Source organism: Leucogemmata humicola (assembly GCF_055379415.1).
In genome coordinates this window covers 679,119-701,499 of sequence record NZ_AP040875.1, presented here as the reverse complement: position 1 = coordinate 701,499, position 22,381 = coordinate 679,119, and the positions used below count along the sequence as shown (strand labels likewise).

The following is a 22,381-nucleotide window of genomic DNA, read 5'->3' as shown; positions in this document are numbered from 1 at the left end:
GCGCCGTCTGGCATTCCGCGCCGTCTGGCATTCCGCGCCTTAAATCCGAACGAACCATTTTGTCAGCTCTACCTGCCGCTTTCTCCCCGCCCTTTCCGATTTTCTTGCCATTTCGACTGAATTTGGTCGGTATAGTGCCTGCCTTTCTCTTCTCCGTCACCTCGCAACCGCCGTTTGGCGGTGAACCCATAAATGCCACGACGGAGAACAGATCTATGTTGACGACACGTGCCCTGAACTCGACCCTCGATCGTATGATCACGCTCAACCGCGCCCTCGACCACGCCTTCACGAACGGGCTGTCGAATCAGTCGCGCGTCTGGGTCCCGGCGATCGACGTCGTCGAGAAGAAGGACGCTTATCTCCTGTACGCCGAGCTTCCCGGCGTAGACGCGTCGCAGGTGGACATCAGCTTCGAGCAGAACGTGCTGACCGTCCGCGGCAGCAAGAAGTCGGCAATCGACGCGACCGCGGAAGGCGAGCTTCGCGTCTACGCGGCAGAGCGCGTGACTGGCAACTTCGAGCGCACCGTTCGACTGCCCGAGTTCGTCGACGGCCAGAAGATCAGCGCAGAGTTCAATAACGGCCTGCTCACCATCACGGTTCCCAAGGCCCAGGCAGCCCAGCTCCGGAAGATCGAGATCAAGGGCGCGGCAACTCCGACGCCGGTTTCCAACAACTAGCGAACTGCACTCTCCGAAAGGTCGAGGCCGGCTGTCCGTCATCGCGGCGGACAGCCGGTCTTCCGCGTTTGCTGAATCATGATTGGCGCGTATCGGCCCGAGGTGGATGGGCGTCCTTCTATTGATGCCCCGACTGACGCCTCAATCGCTGCGAACGCTGGCCGATCGCCCCCGAGAGGCCGCGATCATCATCGCGATCATCTCGGTCCTTGCCACGTGGTATGTCTGGGCCGAGATCAGTCCAATTCCGCTCATCGAGGACGAGTATTCGTACGTCCTCCAGTCGCAGATCTTCTCGACCGGACACTGGACGGCGCCATCACCGCCGATCGCAGAGTTCTTCCAACAGGCGCACGTGCTGACCATTCCGGCCGTCGCGTCGAAATATCCGCCAGGGCACGCGCTGCTCATGAGCCTCGGCAGTCTCTTTGGCGTGCCGGCGCTCGTGCCCTTGCTGCTGTCTGGTCTCACCGGCGCTCTGCTCTTCCTGCTCGTACGACGAGTCGCCAAGAACAACTGGGTCGCCTTTCTCGCGTGGATCATCTGGCTGGGCTCTCCGATCAGTGTGCGCTTTCGCGCGGCGTACTACTCGGAAGTCAGCAGCCTCGCGATGTGGATGCTCTCATGGTGGGCGCTTCTCGAATGGCGTGAGACGCGTCGCACGGGCTGGTTGCTAGCGCTGGCGGCGGCCATAGGCTGGGGAGCGATCACGCGGCCGCTCTCAATGCTCGCGTTCGCTGTGCCGGTCGGAGTGATCGTCATTCGTGACGTCGTACGTCACAGACTGTGGCGCGATTTTGGTTTGGCGACCGCGCTTGGCATGCTACTGCTCGGGATCATCCCCCTCTGGAGCGCGAAAACCACCGGCGACTGGCGCCTCACGCCGCAGGGCCTGTACACGCACGACTACTTGCCGTACGACAAGCCGGGATTTGGCGTCGACAACACACCTCCGGCGCGCAAGCTGCTTCCTGTGAACGAAGTCACGTATCGCGGCTTCTACGGCGAACACGTGAGGCACACAATCGCGAATCTACCGGCAACGGCCTATGAACGATTGCGTGCGATCGCGCTCGAGGAATGGCGCGGAGCTCGAGTCGTGCTCGCGCCGTTTGTTCTGCTCGGACTCTCGTCGATGGGCGCCGAGGTCCTGTTCGCGCTGGCTTGTTCGGCGGCGTTGTTCGCTGGGTATCTGTCCTACGGCCACTGGGCGCCGTGGACGCTGTACTACTTCGAAGCAGTTCCAATTCTCTCAGTGCTCGCCGCACTCGGAGTCTGGCGAGCCATCGAATGGGGCCGAACGCGGCTGGCGGCACGAGAGCCGTCCCCCAACTTTGGTCGACTGACCATTGCCGTCGCCGCGGCATGCGTCGTTCTCGCCGGCTACGACATCCAGTACGGCCGGGCACAGCGCCAATACGGCTCGGGCTATGAGCATAGCCTCAGAGATCTCGTGGCCAAGCTGCCCGTTCCCGCCGCGGTGATTTTCGTTCACTACGCACAGCGGTCGACACACACGAACCTCGTGGTCAACTCGCCCCGCCTCGAGCAAGAACGCGTGTGGATCGTCAACGACCTCGGCGACCACGACAAGGATCTCATGAAGTTTGCAGGTTCGCGGATTCCGCTGGCCTTCTACGAAGAGGACGCGCGAATCGAGATCGATCGGTCGCTCCTCGGTCTCTCGGCCACGAAGTAGGAGGGGTCGCGGCGCCTCCAAGTGCAGCCGGGCTGGCCAGTGCCATACGGTCCAGTTCCTGCCTTTGGAAGTGTCGATGCCTCCAACACTTCGCACCAAGGCGCGTCGCGTTCTCGTCGACCGTTTCGGACATAGAGACTTTCACGCAGGCCAGTGGGAACCGATCGACGCAGTACTCGGCGGACGAGATGCGCTCGTGGTCATGCCGACTGGCAGCGGAAAGTCGCTCATTTACCAGTTGCCGGCGCTGATGCTCCCGGGGTTGACGGTCGTCGTCAGTCCGTTGATCGCGCTGATGAAGGATCAGCAGGACAAGCTGGCCGCGCACGGCGTCGACGCGCTGGCCATGCACTCGCATCTCACAGACGCTCAAGCTCGAGACGTGGCCGACCGCGTGCGCGAAGGCGGCGGCGAAATCCTGTATCTCACGCCCGAGCGCTTCAAGGATCGCGAGTTCTTCGAGCGATTGCTCACGCGCACTGTGAGCCTGTTCGTGATCGACGAAGCACACTGCGTCAGCCAGTGGGGACATGACTTTCGTCCCGACTATCTCACGCTCGGATCGGTCATCAAACGCCTGGGCAGACCACCGGTCCTCGCGCTCACGGCGACCGCAACGTCCGACGTCCGCGCCGACATCGCGCGACAGCTCGGCATGCACGATCCGCAGATTACCGTCACGGGCTTCGCGCGATCGAACCTTCGCTTCGATGTGCGACGCACCGTGAATCAAGCAACGAAGGACGCCGAGCTCGCAACCCTATTGCGAGAAAGCCCGGGCGTCGGCGTCGTGTACGTCGCGACCGTGCGTGAGGCCGAGCGGCTGTACGAACAGTTTTCGCCAGACTTTCCGATCGGATTGTACCACGGCAAGATGTCAGCGGGCGATCGCAAGGACACGCAGAACCGTTTCATGGCCGACGAATTCAAGGCGATCATCGCGACGAACGCCTTTGGCCTCGGGATTGACAAGCGCGACCTGCGCTTCGTGATTCACTATCACTTTCCTGGATCGGTCGAGTCGTACTACCAGGAAGCGGGACGAGCAGGCCGCGACGGATTGCCGGCGACATGCACGCTGCTCTACCGAGTCGAGGATAGCCGAGTGCAGTCGTACTTCCTCGGTGGCAAGTATCCGGATGTGGAGGAAGCGGCGCACGTCGCGATCGTGTTGGAGCAAGTGCCGCTCGGTGAAAAGGCGCTGATCGACGATCTATCCGAGAAAGCCGGTGTTGCGCGACGCAAGGCGCGCATCGTCCTCGTGCTGCTCAAACGGCATGGACTCGTGCGCGAATATCGCGGCGGCAGTTGGGAGCGGCTGCAGAATCGCCTCACCTCCGTTGATCTCAGCGCCGACCTCACGGACTACGAGGACCGGCGCGTTCAGGACCGTGCGAAACTCCGCGCGATGATCAACTACTGCCAGAGCGCGCAGTGCCGAACGCGGTTCATTCTCGACTACTTCGGCGAGGACGTGGACCCGGCGTGGAAGTGCGGCAATTGCGACGCCTGTATGGCGCCTCACGTCTCGCGGCGCGCGCGCGGCGACTCGATCGAGACCCAAGCGGAAGCGGCGACCTAGCAGAGATTTCATTATCATTGAGCGATCCTTCGATTCGCCAATGACCGCACCCGCTCTCGTCTCCGACGTGCTCGACCTTCAGTGGTACTACAACTCGCTCCGCGCCTGGCTCACGGCGGCGGTGACGGCGACGATCGTCTTTGGCGGATTGGTCCTGCTGCGTCGGCTGCTCATCTCGCGCATTGGCGCACTGGCGGCTCGCACGACGAACAACATCGACGACATGTTCGTCGACGTTCTCAAAGAAACGCGCCGATGGGTGCTGTTCGCGCTCGCGATCTATTCCGCCGCGCAGGCGCTGTTGTTACCGAAGCTCGATTCGTATCTCCACCCAGGCGCCAAGCTCGTTCTGCTATGGCAGGCCGCGCTGTGGGGCGGCGCCGCCGTGACGTTCTGGGTGAAGATGCACATGGCGCGGCGCACGGCGAGCAACGACCGTGCAAGCATCGCGATGATCACCGCGATGGGCGTTGGCGCCAAGGTCTTTCTATGGATTCTAATCGCGATCACCGCACTCAAGTCGGTGTTCGCGATCGAGATCACGCCGTTGATCACCGGCCTTGGCGTGAGCGGCATCGCCATCGCCCTGGCAGTTCAGAACATCCTCGGCGACCTGCTCGCTGCGTTGGCGATCGTGTTCGACAAGCCGTTCGACGTCGGCGACACGATCGGTGTCGATCAGATCACGGGGACGGTCGAGCACATCGGCCTGAAGACGACGCGCATTCGCAGCATCACCGGTGAGCAGATCATCATTGGCAACGGCGATCTGCTGAAGAGCCGGCTTCGAAATTTCCGCCGGATGTATCAGCGGCGCGTGCTGTTCAACCTCGACGTGACCTTCGATACGCCAACCGCGGTGCTGGCGCAGTTGCCGGCAATCGTCGAGTCGATCGTCTCGGCGCAGAGTCCGGTGAAGTTCGACCGCTCGCACATCTCGAGCTTTGGCGAATCGGCAATCAGGATCGAGACCGTGTACTACGTGCTCGATCCCGATTACAAGATCTACATGGACATTCAGCAGGCGATCAATCTCGAAGTCCTACGCCGCTTCGCCAAGGAGAACGTGCGGTTCGCGTTCCCCAGCCGTACTGTTTATCACGAAGGAGCCGGAGCGAAGGATCAAGCAAGATCTGGCGACTAGTTTGCCAAGCGTCGTCATCAAAAAGAGGGGCGCGGCCTAGCCGCGCCCCTTTCCGATTCTCTAGTGCCTAGGGCCTAGAATAGTCCCTTGATCCATCCTCCGTCGACGGCAATCGACTGACCGGTGATATAACTCGCCCGCTCTGACGCCAGAAACGCCGCGAGCGCCGCGAATTCCTTCGGCTCGCCAAGTCGCTTCATTGGAATCTCATTCTCGAATCGGGCGAGAATGTCACCGCGATTGACGCCTTCTTTCGCGGCCGTTGAATCCGCGAGTTGCTCGACGCGCTCCGTCCGCGTGTACCCGGGCAGAATGTTGTTCACGGTGATTCCATCCGTCGCCGCTTCATTGGCGAGCGTGCGCGCAAAGCCAGTCACCGCGGCGCGAATGCTGTTCGAAAGAATCAAGTTGTCGACCGGCTGCTTAACCGTGATCGACGTGACGTTGATGATGCGCCCCCACTTTCGTTCGCGCATTCCGGGCAACACGGCGCGCGTCAGCTCCACCGCACTGCGAAGCGTGAGATTCACGGCGCGTTCCCACGTATCCCACTCGTGCTTCTCGAACACGCCGGCGGGCGGGCCACCGGCGTTCGTCACCAGCACGTCGACGCGACCGTGCGCATCGAGCGCCGCACGCGCGACGAGATCGATCTGCTCACGGACGGACAGATCCGCGACGACCGCACGAACGTCCGCGCCTGTCTGCGACGCGATCTCACTGCGCGCTGCTTCCAGGGCGTCGGCGCCACGCGCGCACATCACCACCTTCGCGCCTTCGTTCGCCAATTCGAACGCGATCGCTCGCCCCAGTCCTCGGCTCGCTGCCGCGACCAGGGCGACTTTCCCGCCAAGACCGAGATCCATTCGTTATTTCCGGAGGTACGAATCGGTCTTGTTCAGCCAATCCTGACGCGGCGGATCGAAGATGTCGACGTCGAGCGTGTCTTCGAGCGCTTCCGCCATGTGCGGTACGTTCGACGGAATGACCAACACCTCGCCGGCGCGCACGATTCGCTCTTCCTTTTGGTCTTCACCAAGATGGAACTTGAGCGCGCCCTCGAGGATGTACGTGATCTGCTCGTTCTCGTGCGAATGTTTCGGCACGATGCATCCCTTCTTGAGATACACGTGCGCGATCATCATCCGGTCGCCCGTGATGAGTCGGCGGTCGAGCATTGGCGAGACGGTCTCACGCGGCATCTGGTCCCACGAGTACCAGGTGCAGGATCGTTCAGTGGTTTCTGGCATATGGCGCAGGGGAAAAAGGTGTCGAGCTGAGAAACGTACGTGGAATCTGACCAATTCGTCAGACGCCGGTCAGGTCCGCCTCACGCCGCCCGCGCTCCCGTTCATCCAATCGTTTTGCTGAACCGGCGCACGCTGAGCAGGATCAGCCCCACGGCAAACGCGCAGAGCGTGAGAGTCTCCCGCCACAGCTCTGTGATCCCGATTCCCTTGAGCAAGATCCCGCGCAGAATGCCGAGATAGTACGTCAGCGGCAGCGCCGCTCCCAGCCACTGCGCCGGCGCCGGCATCGCGTCTCGAGGAAACATGAACCCCGAGAGCAGAATGTTCGGCATGATCAGAAAGAAGCTCAGCTGCATTGCCTGCACCTGCGTCTTCGTCACGGTCGACACCAACAATCCCAGCGCGAGATTCGCGACGATATACGCCATCGTCAGCGCGTACAGGAGCGGCAAGCTTCCACGAATCGGAATGTCGAACAGCACTTTTCCGAGCACGAGAATCACGGTCATTTGTACGTAACCAACGACCATGAACGGCACGATCTTGCCGAGCATGAGGCTCGTTTTCGTGATTGGCGTGACGACGAGTTGCTCGAGCGTGCCCCGCTCTCGTTCTCGAACGATGGCCATGCTCGTGATGAGAATGAGCATCATCGCCAGCAGGACACCGATGATGCCAGGCACAATGAACACCGAGCTCTTGAGATCGGGGTTGTACCATGGCCGCACACGAATCTCCATCGGCACGGTGAGGTCGCCGGTGCCGCGTGGCGCGAGCGATTGCGCCACCACGCTCGACGCAAGACCCGCCGCACCGATCGCGGACTGCGACGACAGCGGATCAGCCGCATCGACGATGAGCTGTGCCTGCGCCCCTCGCCCACGTTTGAGATCTGATACGTATTCGGGCGGAATCACCAGCGCCGCATGCGCACGGCCGCTCTCGATGCGCGACCGAATCTCCTCGCGCGACGACACTGACCCAACGACGTCGAAGTTCGCCGTGTTCACTAGCACGTTCACGAGCGATCGACTCTCCATGCTGCGCGATTCATCCATCACCACCATCGGCACGTGCTTCACTTCCGTGCGAATCGCATAGCCGAACAAGGCGAGCTGGATCGACGGAATGCCGATCATCATCGCGAGCGTGAACTTGTCCCGGCGCATCTGGATGAATTCCTTCCAGAGCATCGGCCAGAAGGTGGACTTCATCGCTCGTCCTTTTTCTGAAGCTCGATGAACACGTCTTCGATCGTCGGCTGACCGAACTGCTTGAGCACATCCTCCGGCGTTCCAACCGCGATCAGATGTCCACGCGACAGAAACGCGAGGCGCTTGCACTGCGACGCTTCGTCCATGTAGTGCGTCGTGACCAGGATCGTCGTGCCGCTCGCAGCAAGGGCGTGAATCCGCAGCCAGAACTCGCGCCGCGACGCGGGATCGACGCCCGCCGTTGGCTCGTCGAGAAATAGCACCGGCGGATGGTGGGCCGTCGCCGTTGCCAATGCCAGCCGTTGCTTCCAACCGCCGCTCAGCGTTCCCGCCTTCTGCTGCGCACGCGCGCGCAAATGCAACTCGTCGAGCAACTCCTCGATTCGCTTCGTACGCTCGGCGCCATGTAAACCGTACACGGTCGCGTAAAAGCGAATGTTCTCGACGACGGTGAGGTCGTCGTACAAGCCGTACTTCTGCGACATGTACCCGATGTTGCGCTTCACCTTTTCCGGCTCGCGAGTGACGTCGAAGCCCGCGACTGTCGCCGTACCAGACGTCGGCTCGAGCAGACCGCACAACATGCGAATCGTCGTCGTTTTTCCGGAGCCGTTGGGACCTAGTAGTCCGAAGACTTCGCCGCGGTGAACGTCGAGATCCAACCCCTCCACCGCCACGAACGAGCCGAACGTCTTGCGCAGCTTCTCGGCGCGAACTGCGACGTCCGCGACCGGCGCCGTCATCTCTTTGCGACGGGCAAGATCGTCACGGTGGCTGGGAGCCCCGCTTTCAGCGTCGTTGTCGCATCCACGAGCTGTACCTTTACGCCGAACATCAGATCGGCGCGCTCGTCACGCGTCAGCGCGACGCGCGGCGTAAACTCCGCGCGGTCCGCGACTGCCACGACCGTTCCCTTGAACGGTCGATCGGGAAACGCGTCGAGCACGACAGACGCCGTGTCTCCAACGTGCACCTGCGGAAACGCGACTTGATTGACGTAGATGCGCACGAACGGCCGCGTGTCGTCGCCGATTGTCATACCGGAAATGCCTGGTGACAGTACTTCACCGGGTTCGACGTGCCGACTCAACACGGTTCCCGACACCGAGGCGCGTAGCGTGAGGTCCCGCGCCGTCTGTACGATTCCGTTGAGCGACGCCTTTGCCGATTCGACCTGCGCGCGCGCCGCGGCAATCGCCTGCGGACGCGCACCCTCGCGCACGAGACGCAGTTGCTCGCGCGCCTCGTCTCGGCGACCAGCCGCCGAACGCGCCGCGGCACGCGCCGCGTCGCCCTGCTGCTTGCTCACCGTACCCTTTCCGGCGAGGGGCGCGATTCGTTCGAGATCGTCCGCCGTGCGAAGGGCCTCCGCCTCGGCCGCTCGCAGGTTGGCCTCCGCTTGCTGCACCTCCGCCGCGCGCGGACCGGCGACGAGGTCTCGTAGCTGCGCCTCGGCGACGGCAACGGCAGCACGACGCGCGGCAATGTCAGATGGAAGCGCCGGCTGCGTGAGCGTCAGCAGCGTATCGCCCACCTGAACACGCTCTCCCTCCTGACGCCACACCTTGGTCACGCGTGCCAATACCAGCGGAGAGACGTCGACTTCAGTCAACTCCAGCGAGCCCGTGCCCTGAATGGTGTTCGAGGGCGCGGACCGACAGGCGGCGATCAGGACGAGCGCGAGGAGGGAAAAGCGAACGGTCACTAGGTCAGGGTTGCGGTCACCTGCAGGTCCACATTGCCCTTGAGCGCCCTGGAAACCGGGCATCCTACCTTGGTCTCAGCGGCAATGCGTTGAAAGGTCGCGTCGTCAACGTTCGCCACATTGGCCCGAACGTCAAGCTGCATCTTCGTGATCGAAAAACCTTCGCCTACCTTTTCGATCGTGCACTGGGCCTTCGTATCGATGGTGGTTGCGGGTGTTCCATTCTTTTCCAGCGCGCCGCTCAGCGCCATGCTGAAGCACGCAGCTTCCGCGGCCGCCAACAACTCTTCCGGGTTCGAGCCTTCGCCGTTCTCGAAGCGCGAGCTGAAACTGTACTGGCCACTGAGTCCCGTCTGACCGCTGAACGACCCGCGACCACCCTTCAGACCACCTTCCCATTTCGCACTCGCGCTGCGTGTCGGCATTGCTTTCGTTGCTCCGTTCTGTGCTCGTGATTGATGACTTGACGCCTGTAACATCGCTCAATTGAATCTCAAACGATGAACGACTCGACGTCTTCTGGACAACTCCCGCCATCGATCGCTCGCGTACTCGCGCGCTTTCGAGCGATGGGGCGTGAAGAAAAAATGCAGGCACTCGTTCACTATTCCAAAAAGCTGGAGCCAATTCCGGAGCGTTTCGCCAGTCTCGATCGTGGCGCCTTCGCGGTTCCCGAGTGCCAAACTCGCGTCGATCTCTTTCCTGAATCCCGCGACGGAAAAGTTCACTTCTACGCCGATCTCAACGTTCGGCAGTCGCCGACCATCGCGGCATTTCTTGCAATTCTCTTCTCGGCGATCAACGATCAGCCCGCTGAAACGACTCTCGCCATTCCCGACGACTTCGTGCAGCAGCTCATGGAAGGCATTGGTCTCTCGGGCCGAGAGGTCGGGTTGAATGCGATGGTCTCGCGCATCAAACAGCACGCACGTAACGCCTCGATCTCGTAAGGAACCTCAGCAAGTATCATGAACGAAGCAGAGCTCGACGACCTGCTGTCGGCCCCGCGGAAGGAAACCATCGCGGCGCTCGCGGAATGCCCGGGCGACATCATGGTTCTGGGTGCTGGCGGAAAGATGGGCCCGACGCTCGCCCGGATGGCTGCTCGGGCGGCCGGCCCCGGTCGGCGAGTCATGGCGGTGTCGCGTTGGTCGTCCACCGCGGCGCGATCCGCGCTCGAGCAGGCGGGCGTTCAAACGCTCAGCGCCGACTTGCTGGACCGAGACTCCGTAGCTCAACTCCCGGACGCGCCGAACGTCATCTTCATGGCGGGGCAGAAGTTCGGAACGACCGGCGCGCCGGCGATGACCTGGGCGATGAACACGCTCGTCCCCGCCAACTGCGCCGAACGCTACCGCGATTCTCGCATCGTCGCGTTCTCGACGGGCAATGTGTATTCGCTCACGCCAACGTCGTCGAGTGGCTCCAAGGAAACAGATGTGCTCGGTCCAATTGGCGAATACGCGGCATCGTGCGTCGGCCGTGAGCGCGTCTTCGAGTTGTATGCTGAACGACACCACACGCGCGTCGCGATTGTCAGACTCAACTACGCGATCGACCTGCGTTACGGCGCGCTCGTGGACATTGCGACGAAGGTCAAGAGCGGTAGCTTAGTGGCGCTCGACATGGGCTACGTGAACGTGATCTGGCAGGGCGACGCGAATCGAATCGCGCTCGAGTGTTTGCCCAAAACGGCGACGCCGCCGTTCATCCTGAATCTGACGGGCACCGAACAGCTCTCTGTTCGCGCGATCGCCGAATGGTTTGGCAATCGCTTCTCCGTTGCGCCGAAGTTTTCCGGCAGCGAACGCGCAGACGCGTTGCTGAGCGACACGAGTCGCATGCGGTCGAACTTTGCGCCACCGGAAGTGAATACAGAGCGACTCCTCGACTTGGTTGCGACCTGGGTCGAGAACGACGGCGTGCTGCTCGGAAAGCCGACGAAGTTTGAGGCGCGAGATGGTCAGTTCTAGCGCGACCGAGGAACCGCCAATCCACGAACACAGCATTCGCGAGCATATTCGCGAAGGCCAGGTCATTCCCGCACATCCGCTCGCCCTGAACGCGCAGCGCTCGCTCGACGAGCGACGGCAGCGCGGCCTCACATCCTACTACTTCCATTCAGGCGCGGGCGGCATCGCCGTCGGCGTACACACGACGCAGTTCGCGATTCGTGATTCGTCGGTCGGGCTGTATCGCCCGGTACTCGAGCTCGCGATGGACGAGGCGCAGACACAACTCGCCGACGCACCGCGACCCTTCGCCATGATCGCCGGCGTGTGCGGCCACACCGCACAGGCGCGCTCCGAAGCGGAACTCGCCTTCGAACTCGGCTATCACGCTGGGCTTCTCAGCTTTGGCGCATGGCGCATCGAATCCGAAGACGAGATCCTCGATCATTGCCGTGTGATCGCCGAAGTGATTCCGCTCTTCGGCTTCTACTTACAACCGGCGGTTGGTGGACGCGTACTATCGCACCGTTTCTGGCGCGAGTTCGCCGAGATACCGAACGTGTGGGCGATCAAGATTGCGCCGTTCAATCGGTATCAGACCATCGACGTCGTACGCGCCGTGGTTGAAGCGGGCCGCGACGACATCGCCCTGTACACTGGCAACGATGACAACATCGTCGCCGATCTCCTCACGCCCTTTCCGGTTACCGTTGGCGGTACGACGAAGGTGCGCTGGATCGATGGTGGTCTGCTCGGCCAGTGGGCCGTGTGGACGCGCGCCGCTGTGTCGATGTTCGCCGCGCTCAAAGTCGCGCGCGTCACGGGTGAGTTCGAACCGACGCTACTCTCGCACGGCGCCGCACTCACCGATGCAAACGGTGCCGTGTTCGACGTTGCGCATGGATTCGCCGGCTGCATTCCTGGAGTGCACGAGGTGCTTCGTCGCCAAGGTCTGCTCGACGGCACATGGTGTCTCGATCCGCAGGAAGAACTCTCGCCTGGCCAAGCCGAGGAAATTGCGCGTGTCGAGCGAAGTTATCCGGAAGTCACGGACGCGGGGCTGATATAGCCTCGGTCCGCGGAACAACAACGACTTTGACACGAATCACTCGAATAACCGACGAATCGAATCCTTAGAATTATCGAACCGTGCACCGCCGTGTCGGCGCACGGTTCGATTCGTGTGATTTCTCCCATTCGTATCGCCGGTCGACTGCATCCCGATGCGATCACGCCGGATACGGGTACTCCTTGGAGGGCAATCGCGTAGGAATTCAGCGAACGGAAACGGCCGGATTTGCGGAAACGGCCGGATCACGATCGGGACAGCGCGTCTCTCGCGAAAGCCAGGGACAATTGAAACAGGAATCGTCGAATCGATCTCTTGTTGATTCCGCGTCGTTCATCCGGCGGTTTCCGAGAGATCCGGCCGTTTCGCCCAATCTTGCTGTTGGAGCGCCTTGGAATCCCCTCGACCCTCGGCGAGAGATCGTTAGACCAGGGCTCGATTCGATTCGTTCTGATTCGTCCCATTCGTGCCCGAGCCGTCTACGTCCGAGCGAACAGGCCAGACACCCACGTATCCCCCGCCGGACGTTCAAACTTTGCTCGCCAATCCGCGGCCGTCACCACGCTCGTGTCGAACACTGGAGTCTCACGTGTGAGCGCGCCGTTCTTCACGCGTTCGAGGAGCTCATCGCGCGAGACAGTCTCGATCGTCGAATCGGTGCGATAAAACACGCGACCGCCGCCCACGAGTCGAGTGCCGATCGAGCGCTCGAGCTGCTGAAGCGTTCGGAACAGGCCATCGATCGAGCAGCCGGACGCATTTTCGTCCGTGACATCCACGGCAACGGCCAGGAATCGATCGTCACGCCAATCACGCGCCGAGCGAAGCGGCACGCCGTGGGCGCGCCAATCGGCGAGGTAGCGGTCGACCGAGGCAAGCACGGATTCGGCGACGGCGCCGACAATCGGCTGGTCGCTCGCGAAAACCCAGAGGCGCGCGGAATCAGGAAGCGCGGAGAACGGAACGATCGGCACGCGCGAAAGCTACAGCGCGCAGCAATCGATAGCTCGCTCAGGCCGGCGGTGCAGCGTCGACCGGCTTGATCGCCGTGTACGACGGCGTCAGACGACCAAAGCGCCGATCCACTTCGGCGAGCAACGCCGCCGGCGGAATTGGCTTGGCCAGATAGCCGTCGCATCCGGCCGCGAGGCTTCGCTCCTGGTCGCCTGGAAGCGCGTGTGCCGTCACCGCGATGACCGGAATGTGCTTCGTCGACGGATCGGCCTTGAGGATTGCCGTCGCTTCCCAGCCATCGAGCTCGGGGACAGAGATGTCCATGAGGATCAGATCGGGGCGATTGGCCCGCGCCTGATGGACCCCTTCGGTGCCGGTGATCGCCTCGAAGACCTCGTACCCCGCGTACCGCAGCGCGGTCGCGTAGATGATCCGGTTGTCTTCGTTGTCTTCAACGAGTAGGATGCTGTTCGAACCGGGCTGCATGGACATCCTCGATGAATCGGATCGATAAACACCCGCGTATAACAAGCATACAGGCGAACTGAACGTCAAGACAGCGGGTTAATCGGCGCCGGCATCTTTGTGCCGGAAAAAGGTATGGATTCGCTCTGGAATCGCCGGTACCGTTGCCCCATTTTCATAGACATGCGCAGGACTTGGTGGTTTAGGCCGCTCGCGACCCTACTGACCCTCTGGCTGCCCCTGATCGTTGGGGAGCCGAGCATGCTGCAGCCGTGCCCGACGCACGGCTCGGTTGCGGTCGCGTCGGCAGCTGCCAACTCCGCCGCCCAGGCCTCTGTCGCACACCACGCGGCCGGCGACGCTTCGCATTCCGCCCACCACGTTGGCAACGCCCCGGCCTCGAGCCACGATTCGACGCCTGGCCATCAGCACAACTGCTCGTGCATTGGATGCTGCACCGGCAGCGCTGCCGTCACCCCGAGCTTCTCGGCGTCGGTCACGTCGATCGTCGTCGCGACGTACACCGCGGCGAGCGCGCCCGTCGAAGCGGCCGCGCTTCCACGCCCGGCGCCGGCATACTCGCGCCCTTACAACACCGGACCGCCGCGCGCCTAGCGCGGCGCGTCTCTCTCGCGAGTCTCTACAACTCGAGTGTCGTTGCTGCGGCTTCACGCCGCGGCGCTTCGTCCGTGAGTCGGCCCTCAGGGCCCCGTAGATAGCGTGAAAGTCGCGTCGAATCCCAGCGATTCCCTGCGCCAGGCCTCCGCCGGCGCCCCACGCGACCACTCACACACGGAATTCGATCGGCCACCGCCCCGCCGTTTGCGGAGCCGACGTAGCGATACAATGAAGACTCTCTTTGTCGCAACCACCGCGTTGCTCGTTGGCCAGACCCTCTTTGGTCAGGCCGCACCGACGCCACCAAAGCCCGATACGGCAGTCAAACTCACGGGCGTTCAGATCACCGCCGAGCGTCCCGACGAAGTCCGGACCTCGCCGCTTCAAATGAGCACGCTCCCGCTCACCGCCAGCATCACGGCGCGTAAGGTCGAGGAGACGGTCAACCTCCTCGATACCGAGGACGCGCTCAAGTACATGCCGAGCGTTTTCCTGCGGAAGCGCAACAACGGCGACACACAGGCAACGCTCGCCACGCGCGTCTGGGGCACGGGCTCTAGCGCCCGCAGCCTGATCTTCGCCGACGGCGTTCCGCTCACGGCGCTGATCGCGAACAACAACACGATCGGCGGTCCGCGCTGGGGCCTCGTGTCGCCCGCCGAAGTCGCCCGCATCGACATGATGATGGGACCCTTCTCGGCCGCGTACGCTGGGAACTCCATGGGCGCGGTCGTCGAAATCACAACGCGACTCCCCGAGAAGTTCGAAGGCTCGATCAATCAGACGCAGGCGCTCCAGACGTTCTCGCTCTACGGAACCGACAAGACGTACGGTACGACGCAGACGACCGTCGACATGGGCGATCGCTTTGGCAAGTTCGCGTTCTGGGCGAGCGGCAACTATCAGAACAGTCATAGCCAGCCGCTGAGCTACGCGACCGCGACGGCTTTCCCGACCGGCACCACTGGCGGCTACGCCGATCGCAACAAGCTCGGCGCAACGGCCGACGTGCTTGGCGCCACAGGATTGCTGCACACGGAAATGGCGAACGCAAAGTTCAAAGCGGCGTACGATTTCACTCCGAAGATTCGCGCCGCGTACACATTCGGCTATTGGAAGAACGACGCGGATGCGAGCGTCGATCCGTATACGAGCGCCTCAGGGCAGGCGACGTACGCCGGCCAGGCGTCGTTCGCGAGCGGCTACTACAACCTGCAGCAGGATCACCACGCGCAGAGCTTGTCGATTCGCAGCGATAACCGTGGCAACTGGGACTTCGAAGTCGTCGGCACACAGTACTCGTTCGACACGGACAAGCAGCGCACGCCGACCACCGCGTCGGCGAGCGGCACGAGCTTCGCCGCGCCGGGACGCGTCGCGGTGCTCAGTGGCACCGGCTGGTACACGTTCGACGCGAAGGCGACGTGGCGTCCGCTCGGTCCCGCGCACACGATCAGCTTCGGCGCGCACGACGATCTGTACAAGCTCGCCAACACGACCTTCAACACCACCGATTGGACGACTGGCAGCTCCTACACCGGCGTCTTCACCGAAGGCGACGGCAAGACTGAGACGCGCGCGCTCTGGATTCAGGACGGCTGGTGGATGACGCCTGAGCTCAAGCTCACCGTCGGCGGTCGTTATGAGAACTGGAAAGGCTTTGACGGCTACAACGTCAGTGGCACGACCAAGGTCACGCAGCCCACGGTCACTGGCTCGAAGTTCTCGCCCAAGGCCGTGCTGGCCTGGACGCCGAATCCCGAATGGACCGTCACCGGTTCCGTCGGCAAGGCATATCGCTTCGCCACGGCGTCGGAGCTCTATCAGCTCGTCTCCACGGGCACGACGTTCACGTCGCCGAATCCGGATCTCAAGCCGGACAACGTGCTCGCGTCGGAACTGCGCGCCGAGCGTCGCTTCGATCGCGGCAGCGTGCAGCTATCGGTGTTCCAGGATGACGTGCACGACGCGATCATCTCGCAGTTCCTGCCGCTCGTTTCGAACTCCACGACGCTGTATTCCTTCGTCTCGAACGTCGACCACGTCCGCGCCCGCGGCGCCGAACTTCTACTCGGCACGAGCAACCTCCCGATCCGCGGACTGGATCTCACCGGTACGATCACGTACGTCGACGCCAAGACACTTGCTATGTCCGGCCGCGCCAATGCGACGGCGGCTCCGGATGCGGCCATCGGCAAGCGTCTCCCGAACATTCCCGAGTGGCGTCTTGCTTTCACGAGCACGTACCGGCCGAGCGACGCGCTCACGTTCAACCTCGCGGGCCGATATAGCAGCAAGTTGTACACGACGCTCGACAACGCCGACGTGAACTACAACACGTATCAGGGCTTCGCCGAGTGGTTCGTGATGGACACGCGTGCGAATTACCGGTTGAATCGTAACTGGTCGGCAGGCGTTGGCGTCGACAACTTGCTCAATCGGAAATACTTCCTGTTCCATCCGTTCCCACAGCGCACCTTTGTGGCGAACCTGAAATTTTCTCTGTAAATCGTGAGACGTCTCGCGCTCGCGGGCGCAATCGCACTGGCGGCCGTGCTGAGGTTCTACGCCGTCGCCAGTGCTCATGTCAGCCTCGTCTCGTCGCAGCCCGCGGCGAATAGCACGCTCGCTGCGACACCGGCGAGCGTGCGCCTCGAGTTCAGCGAGCCAGTCGAACCCGCGGTCGCGCACGTTTCGATCGTGCGCGCCGATGGGCGAAGTATTCCTCTGACGATCGCGAACGATCCGCACGACGTGCACGTGCTCATCGCGCCGCCCGGTGACATCGGTTCGGGAACGGTACGACTGATCTGGCACGTCGTCTCGGAAGATGGTCATCCGGTTGGCGGGAGCTTCATCTTCACGGTGGGCACTGCGACCGCAGCCCCGTCAGAGGCACAGGCGGAACGCGCGGAATCCGTTTGGGGACCGTCGCTCGTTGGTGCGCCGCTCATTCCCGCCGTGCTGCGCGGTCTCGGCATCGGGTCCCTCGCAGCGTTGTGCGGTGTGCTGTTTCTCGTCGTCACGTTCGGCTCGAATTTCGATCAGCGACCGATGCGCTTGGCGATCTGGTTATCGATTGCCACGCCGTTGTTCCTGTGCGGCCATCTTGTCGCGTGGGCACTGAACGTCGCGCCCGAGCACCGCATCGACATCGCGTGGATCACGTCCGCCTTCAGCACGAACGTTGGCCGCATGGAGCTATGGCGCGCGCTGCTCGCGTTGCCACCGCTGTGGGCACTTGCACTCGCGCGCCGTCCGGCGCTCGCGCTCGTGTTGTCAGTGCTGCCGATTCTCGTCAGTTCCGCCATCGGTCATTCGAATGCCTTCGATCCGATGGTGGCGATTCCAGCGAAGGCGCTGCATCTCCTCGCTCTCGCGGCGTGGATCGGTGGCCTGCTGTGGCTGATCGTCCGCGAGCGAAATGATGCGGCTCGTTTCACCCGCGAAGCGCGCTTGGTATCGTCGATCGCGCTGTGGGCGGTTGTCGTGCTCACAGCGTCGGGAATCGTGCAGACGCTGCTTCTGATTCCGTCGCTCGGTGCGCTGCGTTCGAATTACGGGTTTGTCGTTCTCGCCAAAGTCGCGGGGCTGCTCGTCTTGATCGCATTCGGCGCGTACCATCGCTTTCGCGTCGTGCCGGCGCTCTCGCACTCCAATAGCGCGCGAACGACGTCATTTCTCTCGTCTCTCCGCGCCGAGCTCGCGGTCTTGTGGCTGGTCATTCTACTCGGCGGCCTGCTCGGGTATGTCTCGCCGCCCGTCGCGCAAAAGGCGCAACTCACTTCATCGGAATCCGAACCATGAACCGTCAATCACACCGCGCGCTGCGCGTCGCTGGCGTCACGACTGCGCTAACGCTGGTGGTCTACGCGCTCGGCCTCGCTCACGCGGTCGTGTATCCCAGGGCGTCGACGACTGGCTCGTATGAGCGTTATGTCATTCGCGTCCCGAACGAGCGGAAGGTCCCGACCACGCGCGTCGAGATCGTGTTTCCGGCCGAGGTAAAGGTCAGCTCGTTCGCTGACGTTGCGGGCTGGAACCTCGAAGTCACGCGCGACACTGCGCAGCGCATCATTGGTGCGGTATGGACTGGAAGCCTGCCGCCGGAGCGCTTCATCGAATTCCCGTTTGTTGCGGCGAATCCAAAGACTGGCGAATCAATCACGTGGCCAGTCATTCAACTCTACGCCGACGGTGAGAAGGCCGAGTGGACGGGACCTGAAGGCTCGAAGCGTCCCGCATCGGTGACGAAACTTGCGGCAGCGCCCGCGGCGGGAGCCGCGGCAACCGGTAGTTCTGGCGGCGGCGGAACCAACGGCATCGCGATCGCGGCGTTGGCGCTCGCGGTTGTCAGTCTTGGTTTGGCGCTGCGACCGAAGGCGAAGTAGAACAAACGAACAGCGGGCCGAGTCAACAATGACTCGGCCCGCTTTTGTATTCTGGATTGAAAGACTACGGCTTTCCGAGTTGCAGCAGCGGAATCGCGCCGCTCGAGACCTGCGGCATCTTGCCGTCCCACTTCTTAGCCATCTCGTATTGCACGAGGTTGGCGGTGACGCTGCGACTCAACAAATCGTTCGCCTTCGCCTGCGATTCTGCGAGCGATAGAATCGCCTTCGCTTGACCCGCGGCTTTGATCGAGTCGCCCTGTGCCTGGAACGTGTTCTTCTGCAGCTCGTTTTGCGCCGTGAGCGCCTGCTGCTGCATCACGTTCTTCTGATTGATGGCCTCGATCACTGCCGGCGGTGCACGCAGTTCATTGATCGTGAATTGCTTGACGATCAATCCGTACTGCGCCAGCCGCTGCGACAGCAGCGCCTGCGTTTGATTCACCGCCTCGGCCTTCTTGGGCCCGATCACCGCGGCGATTTCTTCATTGCCAACCACTTCCTGCAGTGCTTGGCGAATGGACTGCTTCACATATCCATGCTGAATGGTCGTGATGTCTCGGCGGAAGGTCGAATAGAGACCAGGTGCTTTGTCCTGATCCAGCTCGAAGCTCATCGACACGTCGAGTGAGATGGGCTGTCCTTCCTTGCTGTTGACGTTGATCTCCTCGTTCGCGTACGAGCCTTCCGACGCGCCCTTGGCCAGCACGAGCGTCTGCATGAACACCGGGTATTCCTCGATTCCCGTCGTCAGCGGGTTTCTCAGGTGCAACCCCGGGCCGAGCGGCGTTTTATCGACGCCACCGCCGGCGCGGTGAATCACGATACCGACGTAACCAGGATTCACATACGTGATCGTTGTCGGCAACAGCACCAACGCGACGACGAGTCCAACGATCAGCATGAGCACGCGCCGGATTTTACGCCCGGTGTCGCTGCCCCCAGTGTTGCCGCCGAATCCAACGGACGACAAGCGATCGCCGATCGAGCTACCCATGAATGGTCTCCTTGTAGCATTCGGGGCACATCAGTTCCCCGCTGGTGAGGCGTACCAGATCCGTGGATTGTCGCGGCCCGTGAATGGGACACACCAGGTCGGCCGCGTTGTCGAGCCGCCTCCGGTTCTGCGTTTGGCGACGCTTCTCGCCAACTGGTGTGAAGTACATGAGCAGGTAATAGAAAAGAGTGCCCACAGTCGCCAGCAGCGCGACGAAGAGGACACTCTCGATGATGATTTCTGTCATATGCTTCGTGGAATATGACGAAGGTGGTTGCCGGGAAGTTTCAGGGCGAGGCCGTCAGGGAGCCCAACTGGGCCGGCACGCGTCTTGTGGCCTGCGGGCGGCAGTTCACCACGAAGATCACGAAGAGACACGAAGAGACACGAAGGACTGCCTCAGGGCAGGCACTGGGACGCATCACAAAGTTGATGTCTCGATCAGTGTTTTTCTTCGTGCCCTTCGTGTCCTTCGTGGTCCAATTGCCGGTTCGGTTTCCAGACAACTGCAATTTGAACCGCAGAGGACACAGAGAGCACAGAGAAGAACTCTGTCCGTTTGCGATGCAGCGTAGTCCTCTGCGACCTCTGCGTCCTCTGTGGTCCAAATTTGCTGTTCTCGATCGAACGATCGAACCGATCACCGCGTTGATACGATAGACGGCCGTTAGTTTTTGCCGACTCTCCTAGCGCCCCGCCCGATCTCGCGCACCTTTTTGCCGACGCGAATTGGTCGCAAACCCTTCCTCTCTCATGACCGACACGAACTACGACCGCCGGGCCTTCATGGCCTATTTCAGCTCGATCGGACTCGGTGCGACGCTCCTTCCCGGGGTGCTGTGGGGACAGGCACAAGGGCAGCAGGGCCCCGAGATCACCAAGGAAATGATCGCCTCGGCAGAACAGCTCTCCGGGCTGTCGTTCTCGGACGACGAGCGTACTGCAATGCTGAACGGGCTGCGTCAAATGCGCGGCAACATTCAGCAATTGCACAAGGAGCCGCTCGACCAGAGCGTGCTGCCGTCGATCGTGTTCGACGTCGTGCCACCGGGGAAGCAGCTTGCGAAGAAGTCGAAAGCGCTGATGGTACGTAGCAAAGTGCCCGTGATGGCGCGACCAGGAAGTCTCGACGAGCTCGCGTACGCGCCGGTGACGCAACTCTCCGAAATGATTCGCACGCGGAAGGTCAAGCCGAGTGAGTTGACGGAGATGTACTTGTCACGGCTCAAGCGGTTCGATTCGCAACTGCACTTCGTCGTAAATCTCACCGAAGAGCGCGCGCTCAAGCAGGCGAAGGATTTCGACGCGGAGATTTCGCGCGGCAAGTATCGCGGACCGCTGCACGGCATTCCGTGGGGCGCAAAGGATCTCCTCGCCGTCAAAGGCTATCCGACCACGTGGGGCGCCGGGCTCTATCAAACGCAGCAATTCGACTACGAGTCGCCAGTCGTCACGCGTCTCGACGAAGCTGGCGCGATCCTCGTCGCCAAGCTGACGCTCGGTTCGCTCGCGCAGGGCAACCATTGGTGGAAGGATTACACGCGCAATCCGTGGATCCCCGAACAGCTGAGTCCTGGAGCAAGTGGATCGTCGGCCGGGCCAGCGTCAGCGACTGCTGCAGGGTGCGTTGGCTTCAGCATCGGGTCAGAGACGAACGGCTCCATCACGTCGCCGTCGCGCACGTGCGGCGTCAGCGGCTTCCGGCCATCGTTTGGTCGCATTCCGCGCACCGGCGCCATGGCGCTCTCGTGGACGACGGACAAACTCGGCCCAATCTGCCGTAGCGCCGAGGACTGCGCTCTGGTGTTCGACGCCATTCAGGGGCCGGACGGGGTCGATTACTCGGTGAAGTCGTATCCGTTCAACTGGAACGCCGGCACCAAGCTCTCGTCGCTCAAGATCGCGTACATCAAAGCGAACTTCGAGCGACGCGCGGCCGACGGCACGACGACGCCAAACGCCGAAGCGATGAACTTCCTCACGGTGCTCGAGGGCCTGGGCGCGAAGCTCGAGGCCATCGAAGCGCCAACGCCAAATTACGGCTATTTGGATTCTATCATTCTGAATTCAGAATGCGGCGCCGCGTTCGAGCCCGATACGCTCAACAGCCACATCAAGGAGCTCGAGAGCTACAGCACCTGGCCGAACACCTTCCGCACGGCGCAGTTCATTCCAGCCGTCGACTACATCAATGCCAATCGCGTCCGCGTCCGCGCGATGGAGCAGATGTGGGACCTCTTCTCCAAGTACGATGTCGTGGTGACGCCGCAGGAGAACACGTCGGTCACCAACATCACCGGCACGCCGTCGATCATCGTGCCGACGGGCTTCGCCATTCAGCAGGGTCGCGGCGGTGGTGGTGGTGGCGGCGGGAGAGGTCGCGGTGGCGACGGACGCGGCGGCGCTGATACCGCTCGCGGCGCGGCGCCGGCAGCACCGCCTCCGCCCCAGATTCCGCTTCCGACCGGCATGTACATCATGGGCCCGATCTTCCAGGACGAAAAGAACCTCGTCGTCGCCCACGCCTTCCAGCAGGCAACCGACTTCCACAAGAAGCACCCGCCGCAGTTTGCCTAACGCATACGACTGAATGCGTGCGAGCAACCCCTTCCGGCCGACCTGGGAGGGGTTTTTCGTTTCTATACTGGCTGCTGGCCC

General features: G+C 62.2%; 22 protein-coding genes. 12 read left to right on the top strand and 10 right to left on the bottom strand.

Annotated features, from left to right (window positions below):
- The first annotated feature begins 215 nt into the window (after positions 1–215).
- The 4 genes from AC6H4Z_RS02855 to AC6H4Z_RS02840 all read left to right on the top strand — a co-directional run bounded on the left by AC6H4Z_RS02855 (position 216) and on the right by AC6H4Z_RS02840 (position 5,108).
- On the top strand, positions 216–683 hold the full coding sequence (locus AC6H4Z_RS02855; RefSeq protein ID WP_497545228.1) for an Hsp20/alpha crystallin family protein: 468 nt from the start codon (positions 216–218) through the stop codon (positions 681–683).
- Between the two features lie 106 nt (positions 684–789).
- The gene (locus AC6H4Z_RS02850; RefSeq protein WP_497545227.1) at positions 790–2,382 is read left to right on the top strand and encodes a glycosyltransferase family 39 protein; all 1,593 of its coding nucleotides are present in this window, start codon (positions 790–792) and stop codon (positions 2,380–2,382) included.
- A 76-nt stretch (positions 2,383–2,458) separates the two neighbouring features.
- Positions 2,459–3,964: a RecQ family ATP-dependent DNA helicase gene (locus tag AC6H4Z_RS02845; protein ID WP_497545226.1), complete on the top strand. Its 1,506-nt coding sequence runs from the start codon at positions 2,459–2,461 to the stop codon at positions 3,962–3,964.
- 40 nt (positions 3,965–4,004) lie between these two features.
- Positions 4,005–5,108 carry a mechanosensitive ion channel family protein gene (locus AC6H4Z_RS02840; protein ID WP_497545225.1) on the top strand — a complete coding sequence of 368 codons (1,104 nt, stop codon included), beginning with the start codon at positions 4,005–4,007 and terminating at the stop codon, positions 5,106–5,108.
- A 74-nt stretch (positions 5,109–5,182) separates the two neighbouring features.
- Here the strand turns inward: AC6H4Z_RS02840 and AC6H4Z_RS02835 are convergent, their stop codons facing one another.
- The 6 genes from AC6H4Z_RS02835 to AC6H4Z_RS02810 all read right to left on the bottom strand — a co-directional run bounded on the left by AC6H4Z_RS02835 (position 5,183) and on the right by AC6H4Z_RS02810 (position 9,702).
- Positions 5,183–5,974 (bottom strand): SDR family oxidoreductase, encoded by a 792-nt coding sequence (locus tag AC6H4Z_RS02835; protein ID WP_497545224.1) that lies wholly within the window; start codon positions 5,972–5,974, stop codon positions 5,183–5,185.
- 3 nt (positions 5,975–5,977) lie between these two features.
- Positions 5,978–6,358, bottom strand: a complete 381-nt coding sequence (locus tag AC6H4Z_RS02830; protein ID WP_497545223.1) for a cupin domain-containing protein — start codon at positions 6,356–6,358, stop codon at positions 5,978–5,980.
- Between the two features lie 101 nt (positions 6,359–6,459).
- On the bottom strand, positions 6,460–7,572 hold the full coding sequence (locus AC6H4Z_RS02825; RefSeq protein ID WP_497545222.1) for an ABC transporter permease: 1,113 nt from the start codon (positions 7,570–7,572) through the stop codon (positions 6,460–6,462).
- The gene (gene ccmA, locus AC6H4Z_RS02820; protein WP_497545221.1) at positions 7,569–8,315 is read right to left on the bottom strand and encodes a heme ABC exporter ATP-binding protein CcmA; all 747 of its coding nucleotides are present in this window, start codon (positions 8,313–8,315) and stop codon (positions 7,569–7,571) included. Before ccmA ends, AC6H4Z_RS02825 begins: the two co-directional genes overlap by 4 nt.
- The gene (locus tag AC6H4Z_RS02815) at positions 8,312–9,277 is read right to left on the bottom strand and encodes an HlyD family secretion protein (protein WP_497545220.1); all 966 of its coding nucleotides are present in this window, start codon (positions 9,275–9,277) and stop codon (positions 8,312–8,314) included. Before AC6H4Z_RS02815 ends, ccmA begins: the two co-directional genes overlap by 4 nt.
- Positions 9,277–9,702, bottom strand: coding sequence for an OsmC family peroxiredoxin (locus tag AC6H4Z_RS02810; RefSeq protein WP_497545219.1), 426 nt, complete (start codon positions 9,700–9,702; stop codon positions 9,277–9,279). Before AC6H4Z_RS02810 ends, AC6H4Z_RS02815 begins: the two co-directional genes overlap by 1 nt.
- A gap of 75 nt (positions 9,703–9,777) precedes the next feature.
- Here AC6H4Z_RS02810 and AC6H4Z_RS02805 point away from each other — a divergent pair, with 75 nt between their 5' ends.
- The 3 genes from AC6H4Z_RS02805 to AC6H4Z_RS02795 are packed head-to-tail and all read left to right on the top strand — an operon-like array spanning position 9,778 to position 12,298.
- Positions 9,778–10,227 carry a SufE family protein gene (locus AC6H4Z_RS02805; RefSeq protein ID WP_497545218.1) on the top strand — a complete coding sequence of 150 codons (450 nt, stop codon included), beginning with the start codon at positions 9,778–9,780 and terminating at the stop codon, positions 10,225–10,227.
- Between the two features lie 18 nt (positions 10,228–10,245).
- Positions 10,246–11,250 carry an NAD-dependent epimerase/dehydratase family protein gene (locus AC6H4Z_RS02800; protein WP_497545217.1) on the top strand — a complete coding sequence of 335 codons (1,005 nt, stop codon included), beginning with the start codon at positions 10,246–10,248 and terminating at the stop codon, positions 11,248–11,250.
- A complete protein-coding gene (locus AC6H4Z_RS02795; protein WP_497545216.1) occupies positions 11,237–12,298 on the top strand; it encodes a dihydrodipicolinate synthase family protein in 1,062 nt (353 codons plus the stop codon). The genes AC6H4Z_RS02800 and AC6H4Z_RS02795 overlap by 14 nt, the downstream gene beginning before the upstream one ends.
- Before the next feature lie 479 nt (positions 12,299–12,777).
- Here the strand turns inward: AC6H4Z_RS02795 and AC6H4Z_RS02790 are convergent, their stop codons facing one another.
- Positions 12,778–13,272, bottom strand: coding sequence for a hypothetical protein (locus tag AC6H4Z_RS02790; RefSeq protein ID WP_497545215.1), 495 nt, complete (start codon positions 13,270–13,272; stop codon positions 12,778–12,780).
- A 37-nt stretch (positions 13,273–13,309) separates the two neighbouring features.
- Positions 13,310–13,738, bottom strand: coding sequence for a response regulator (locus AC6H4Z_RS02785; protein ID WP_497545214.1), 429 nt, complete (start codon positions 13,736–13,738; stop codon positions 13,310–13,312).
- A gap of 240 nt (positions 13,739–13,978) precedes the next feature.
- Between AC6H4Z_RS02785 and AC6H4Z_RS02780 the strand changes: the two genes are divergently transcribed.
- The 4 genes from AC6H4Z_RS02780 (at position 13,979) to AC6H4Z_RS02765 (ending at position 18,726) form a co-directional block, all read left to right on the top strand.
- Positions 13,979–14,332 carry a hypothetical protein gene (locus tag AC6H4Z_RS02780; RefSeq protein ID WP_497545213.1) on the top strand — a complete coding sequence of 118 codons (354 nt, stop codon included), beginning with the start codon at positions 13,979–13,981 and terminating at the stop codon, positions 14,330–14,332.
- 231 nt (positions 14,333–14,563) lie between these two features.
- Complete coding sequence (locus AC6H4Z_RS02775) at positions 14,564–16,843, top strand: TonB-dependent receptor (RefSeq protein WP_497545212.1); 2,280 nt, start codon at positions 14,564–14,566, stop codon at positions 16,841–16,843.
- A gap of 3 nt (positions 16,844–16,846) precedes the next feature.
- Complete coding sequence (locus AC6H4Z_RS02770; protein WP_497545211.1) at positions 16,847–18,142, top strand: copper resistance CopC/CopD family protein; 1,296 nt, start codon at positions 16,847–16,849, stop codon at positions 18,140–18,142.
- Positions 18,139–18,726, top strand: coding sequence for a YcnI family copper-binding membrane protein (locus AC6H4Z_RS02765; protein WP_497545210.1), 588 nt, complete (start codon positions 18,139–18,141; stop codon positions 18,724–18,726). Before AC6H4Z_RS02770 ends, AC6H4Z_RS02765 begins: the two co-directional genes overlap by 4 nt.
- A gap of 64 nt (positions 18,727–18,790) precedes the next feature.
- Here AC6H4Z_RS02765 and AC6H4Z_RS02760 read toward each other — a convergent pair whose 3' ends face one another.
- Together AC6H4Z_RS02760 and AC6H4Z_RS02755 are read right to left on the bottom strand one after the other, a co-directional pair.
- Positions 18,791–19,723: a prohibitin family protein gene (locus AC6H4Z_RS02760; RefSeq protein WP_497545209.1), complete on the bottom strand. Its 933-nt coding sequence runs from the start codon at positions 19,721–19,723 to the stop codon at positions 18,791–18,793.
- The gene (locus AC6H4Z_RS02755) at positions 19,716–19,970 is read right to left on the bottom strand and encodes a hypothetical protein (protein ID WP_497545208.1); all 255 of its coding nucleotides are present in this window, start codon (positions 19,968–19,970) and stop codon (positions 19,716–19,718) included. The genes AC6H4Z_RS02760 and AC6H4Z_RS02755 overlap by 8 nt, the downstream gene beginning before the upstream one ends.
- 506 nt (positions 19,971–20,476) lie before the next feature.
- Here AC6H4Z_RS02755 and AC6H4Z_RS02750 point away from each other — a divergent pair.
- Positions 20,477–22,300 carry an amidase gene (locus tag AC6H4Z_RS02750; RefSeq protein ID WP_497545207.1) on the top strand — a complete coding sequence of 608 codons (1,824 nt, stop codon included), beginning with the start codon at positions 20,477–20,479 and terminating at the stop codon, positions 22,298–22,300.
- The last annotated feature ends 81 nt before the right edge of the window (positions 22,301–22,381 follow it).

Coding starts and splice junctions, on each gene's coding strand:
- AC6H4Z_RS02855 (WP_497545228.1), top strand. CDS start 216: ATGTTGACGACACGTGCCCTGAACTCGACCCTCGATCGTATGATCACG.
- AC6H4Z_RS02850 (WP_497545227.1), top strand. CDS start 790: ATGGGCGTCCTTCTATTGATGCCCCGACTGACGCCTCAATCGCTGCGA.
- AC6H4Z_RS02845 (WP_497545226.1), top strand. CDS start 2,459: ATGCCTCCAACACTTCGCACCAAGGCGCGTCGCGTTCTCGTCGACCGT.
- AC6H4Z_RS02840 (WP_497545225.1), top strand. CDS start 4,005: ATGACCGCACCCGCTCTCGTCTCCGACGTGCTCGACCTTCAGTGGTAC.
- AC6H4Z_RS02835 (WP_497545224.1), bottom strand. CDS start 5,974: ATGGATCTCGGTCTTGGCGGGAAAGTCGCCCTGGTCGCGGCAGCGAGC.
- AC6H4Z_RS02830 (WP_497545223.1), bottom strand. CDS start 6,358: ATGCCAGAAACCACTGAACGATCCTGCACCTGGTACTCGTGGGACCAG.
- AC6H4Z_RS02825 (WP_497545222.1), bottom strand. CDS start 7,572: ATGAAGTCCACCTTCTGGCCGATGCTCTGGAAGGAATTCATCCAGATG.
- ccmA (WP_497545221.1), bottom strand. CDS start 8,315: ATGACGGCGCCGGTCGCGGACGTCGCAGTTCGCGCCGAGAAGCTGCGC.
- AC6H4Z_RS02810 (WP_497545219.1), bottom strand. CDS start 9,702: ATGCCGACACGCAGCGCGAGTGCGAAATGGGAAGGTGGTCTGAAGGGT.
- AC6H4Z_RS02805 (WP_497545218.1), top strand. CDS start 9,778: ATGAACGACTCGACGTCTTCTGGACAACTCCCGCCATCGATCGCTCGC.
- AC6H4Z_RS02800 (WP_497545217.1), top strand. CDS start 10,246: ATGAACGAAGCAGAGCTCGACGACCTGCTGTCGGCCCCGCGGAAGGAA.
- AC6H4Z_RS02795 (WP_497545216.1), top strand. CDS start 11,237: ATGGTCAGTTCTAGCGCGACCGAGGAACCGCCAATCCACGAACACAGC.
- AC6H4Z_RS02785 (WP_497545214.1), bottom strand. CDS start 13,738: ATGCAGCCCGGTTCGAACAGCATCCTACTCGTTGAAGACAACGAAGAC.
- AC6H4Z_RS02780 (WP_497545213.1), top strand. CDS start 13,979: ATGCTGCAGCCGTGCCCGACGCACGGCTCGGTTGCGGTCGCGTCGGCA.
- AC6H4Z_RS02775 (WP_497545212.1), top strand. CDS start 14,564: ATGAAGACTCTCTTTGTCGCAACCACCGCGTTGCTCGTTGGCCAGACC.
- AC6H4Z_RS02765 (WP_497545210.1), top strand. CDS start 18,139: ATGAACCGTCAATCACACCGCGCGCTGCGCGTCGCTGGCGTCACGACT.
- AC6H4Z_RS02760 (WP_497545209.1), bottom strand. CDS start 19,723: ATGGGTAGCTCGATCGGCGATCGCTTGTCGTCCGTTGGATTCGGCGGC.
- AC6H4Z_RS02755 (WP_497545208.1), bottom strand. CDS start 19,970: ATGACAGAAATCATCATCGAGAGTGTCCTCTTCGTCGCGCTGCTGGCG.
- AC6H4Z_RS02750 (WP_497545207.1), top strand. CDS start 20,477: ATGACCGACACGAACTACGACCGCCGGGCCTTCATGGCCTATTTCAGC.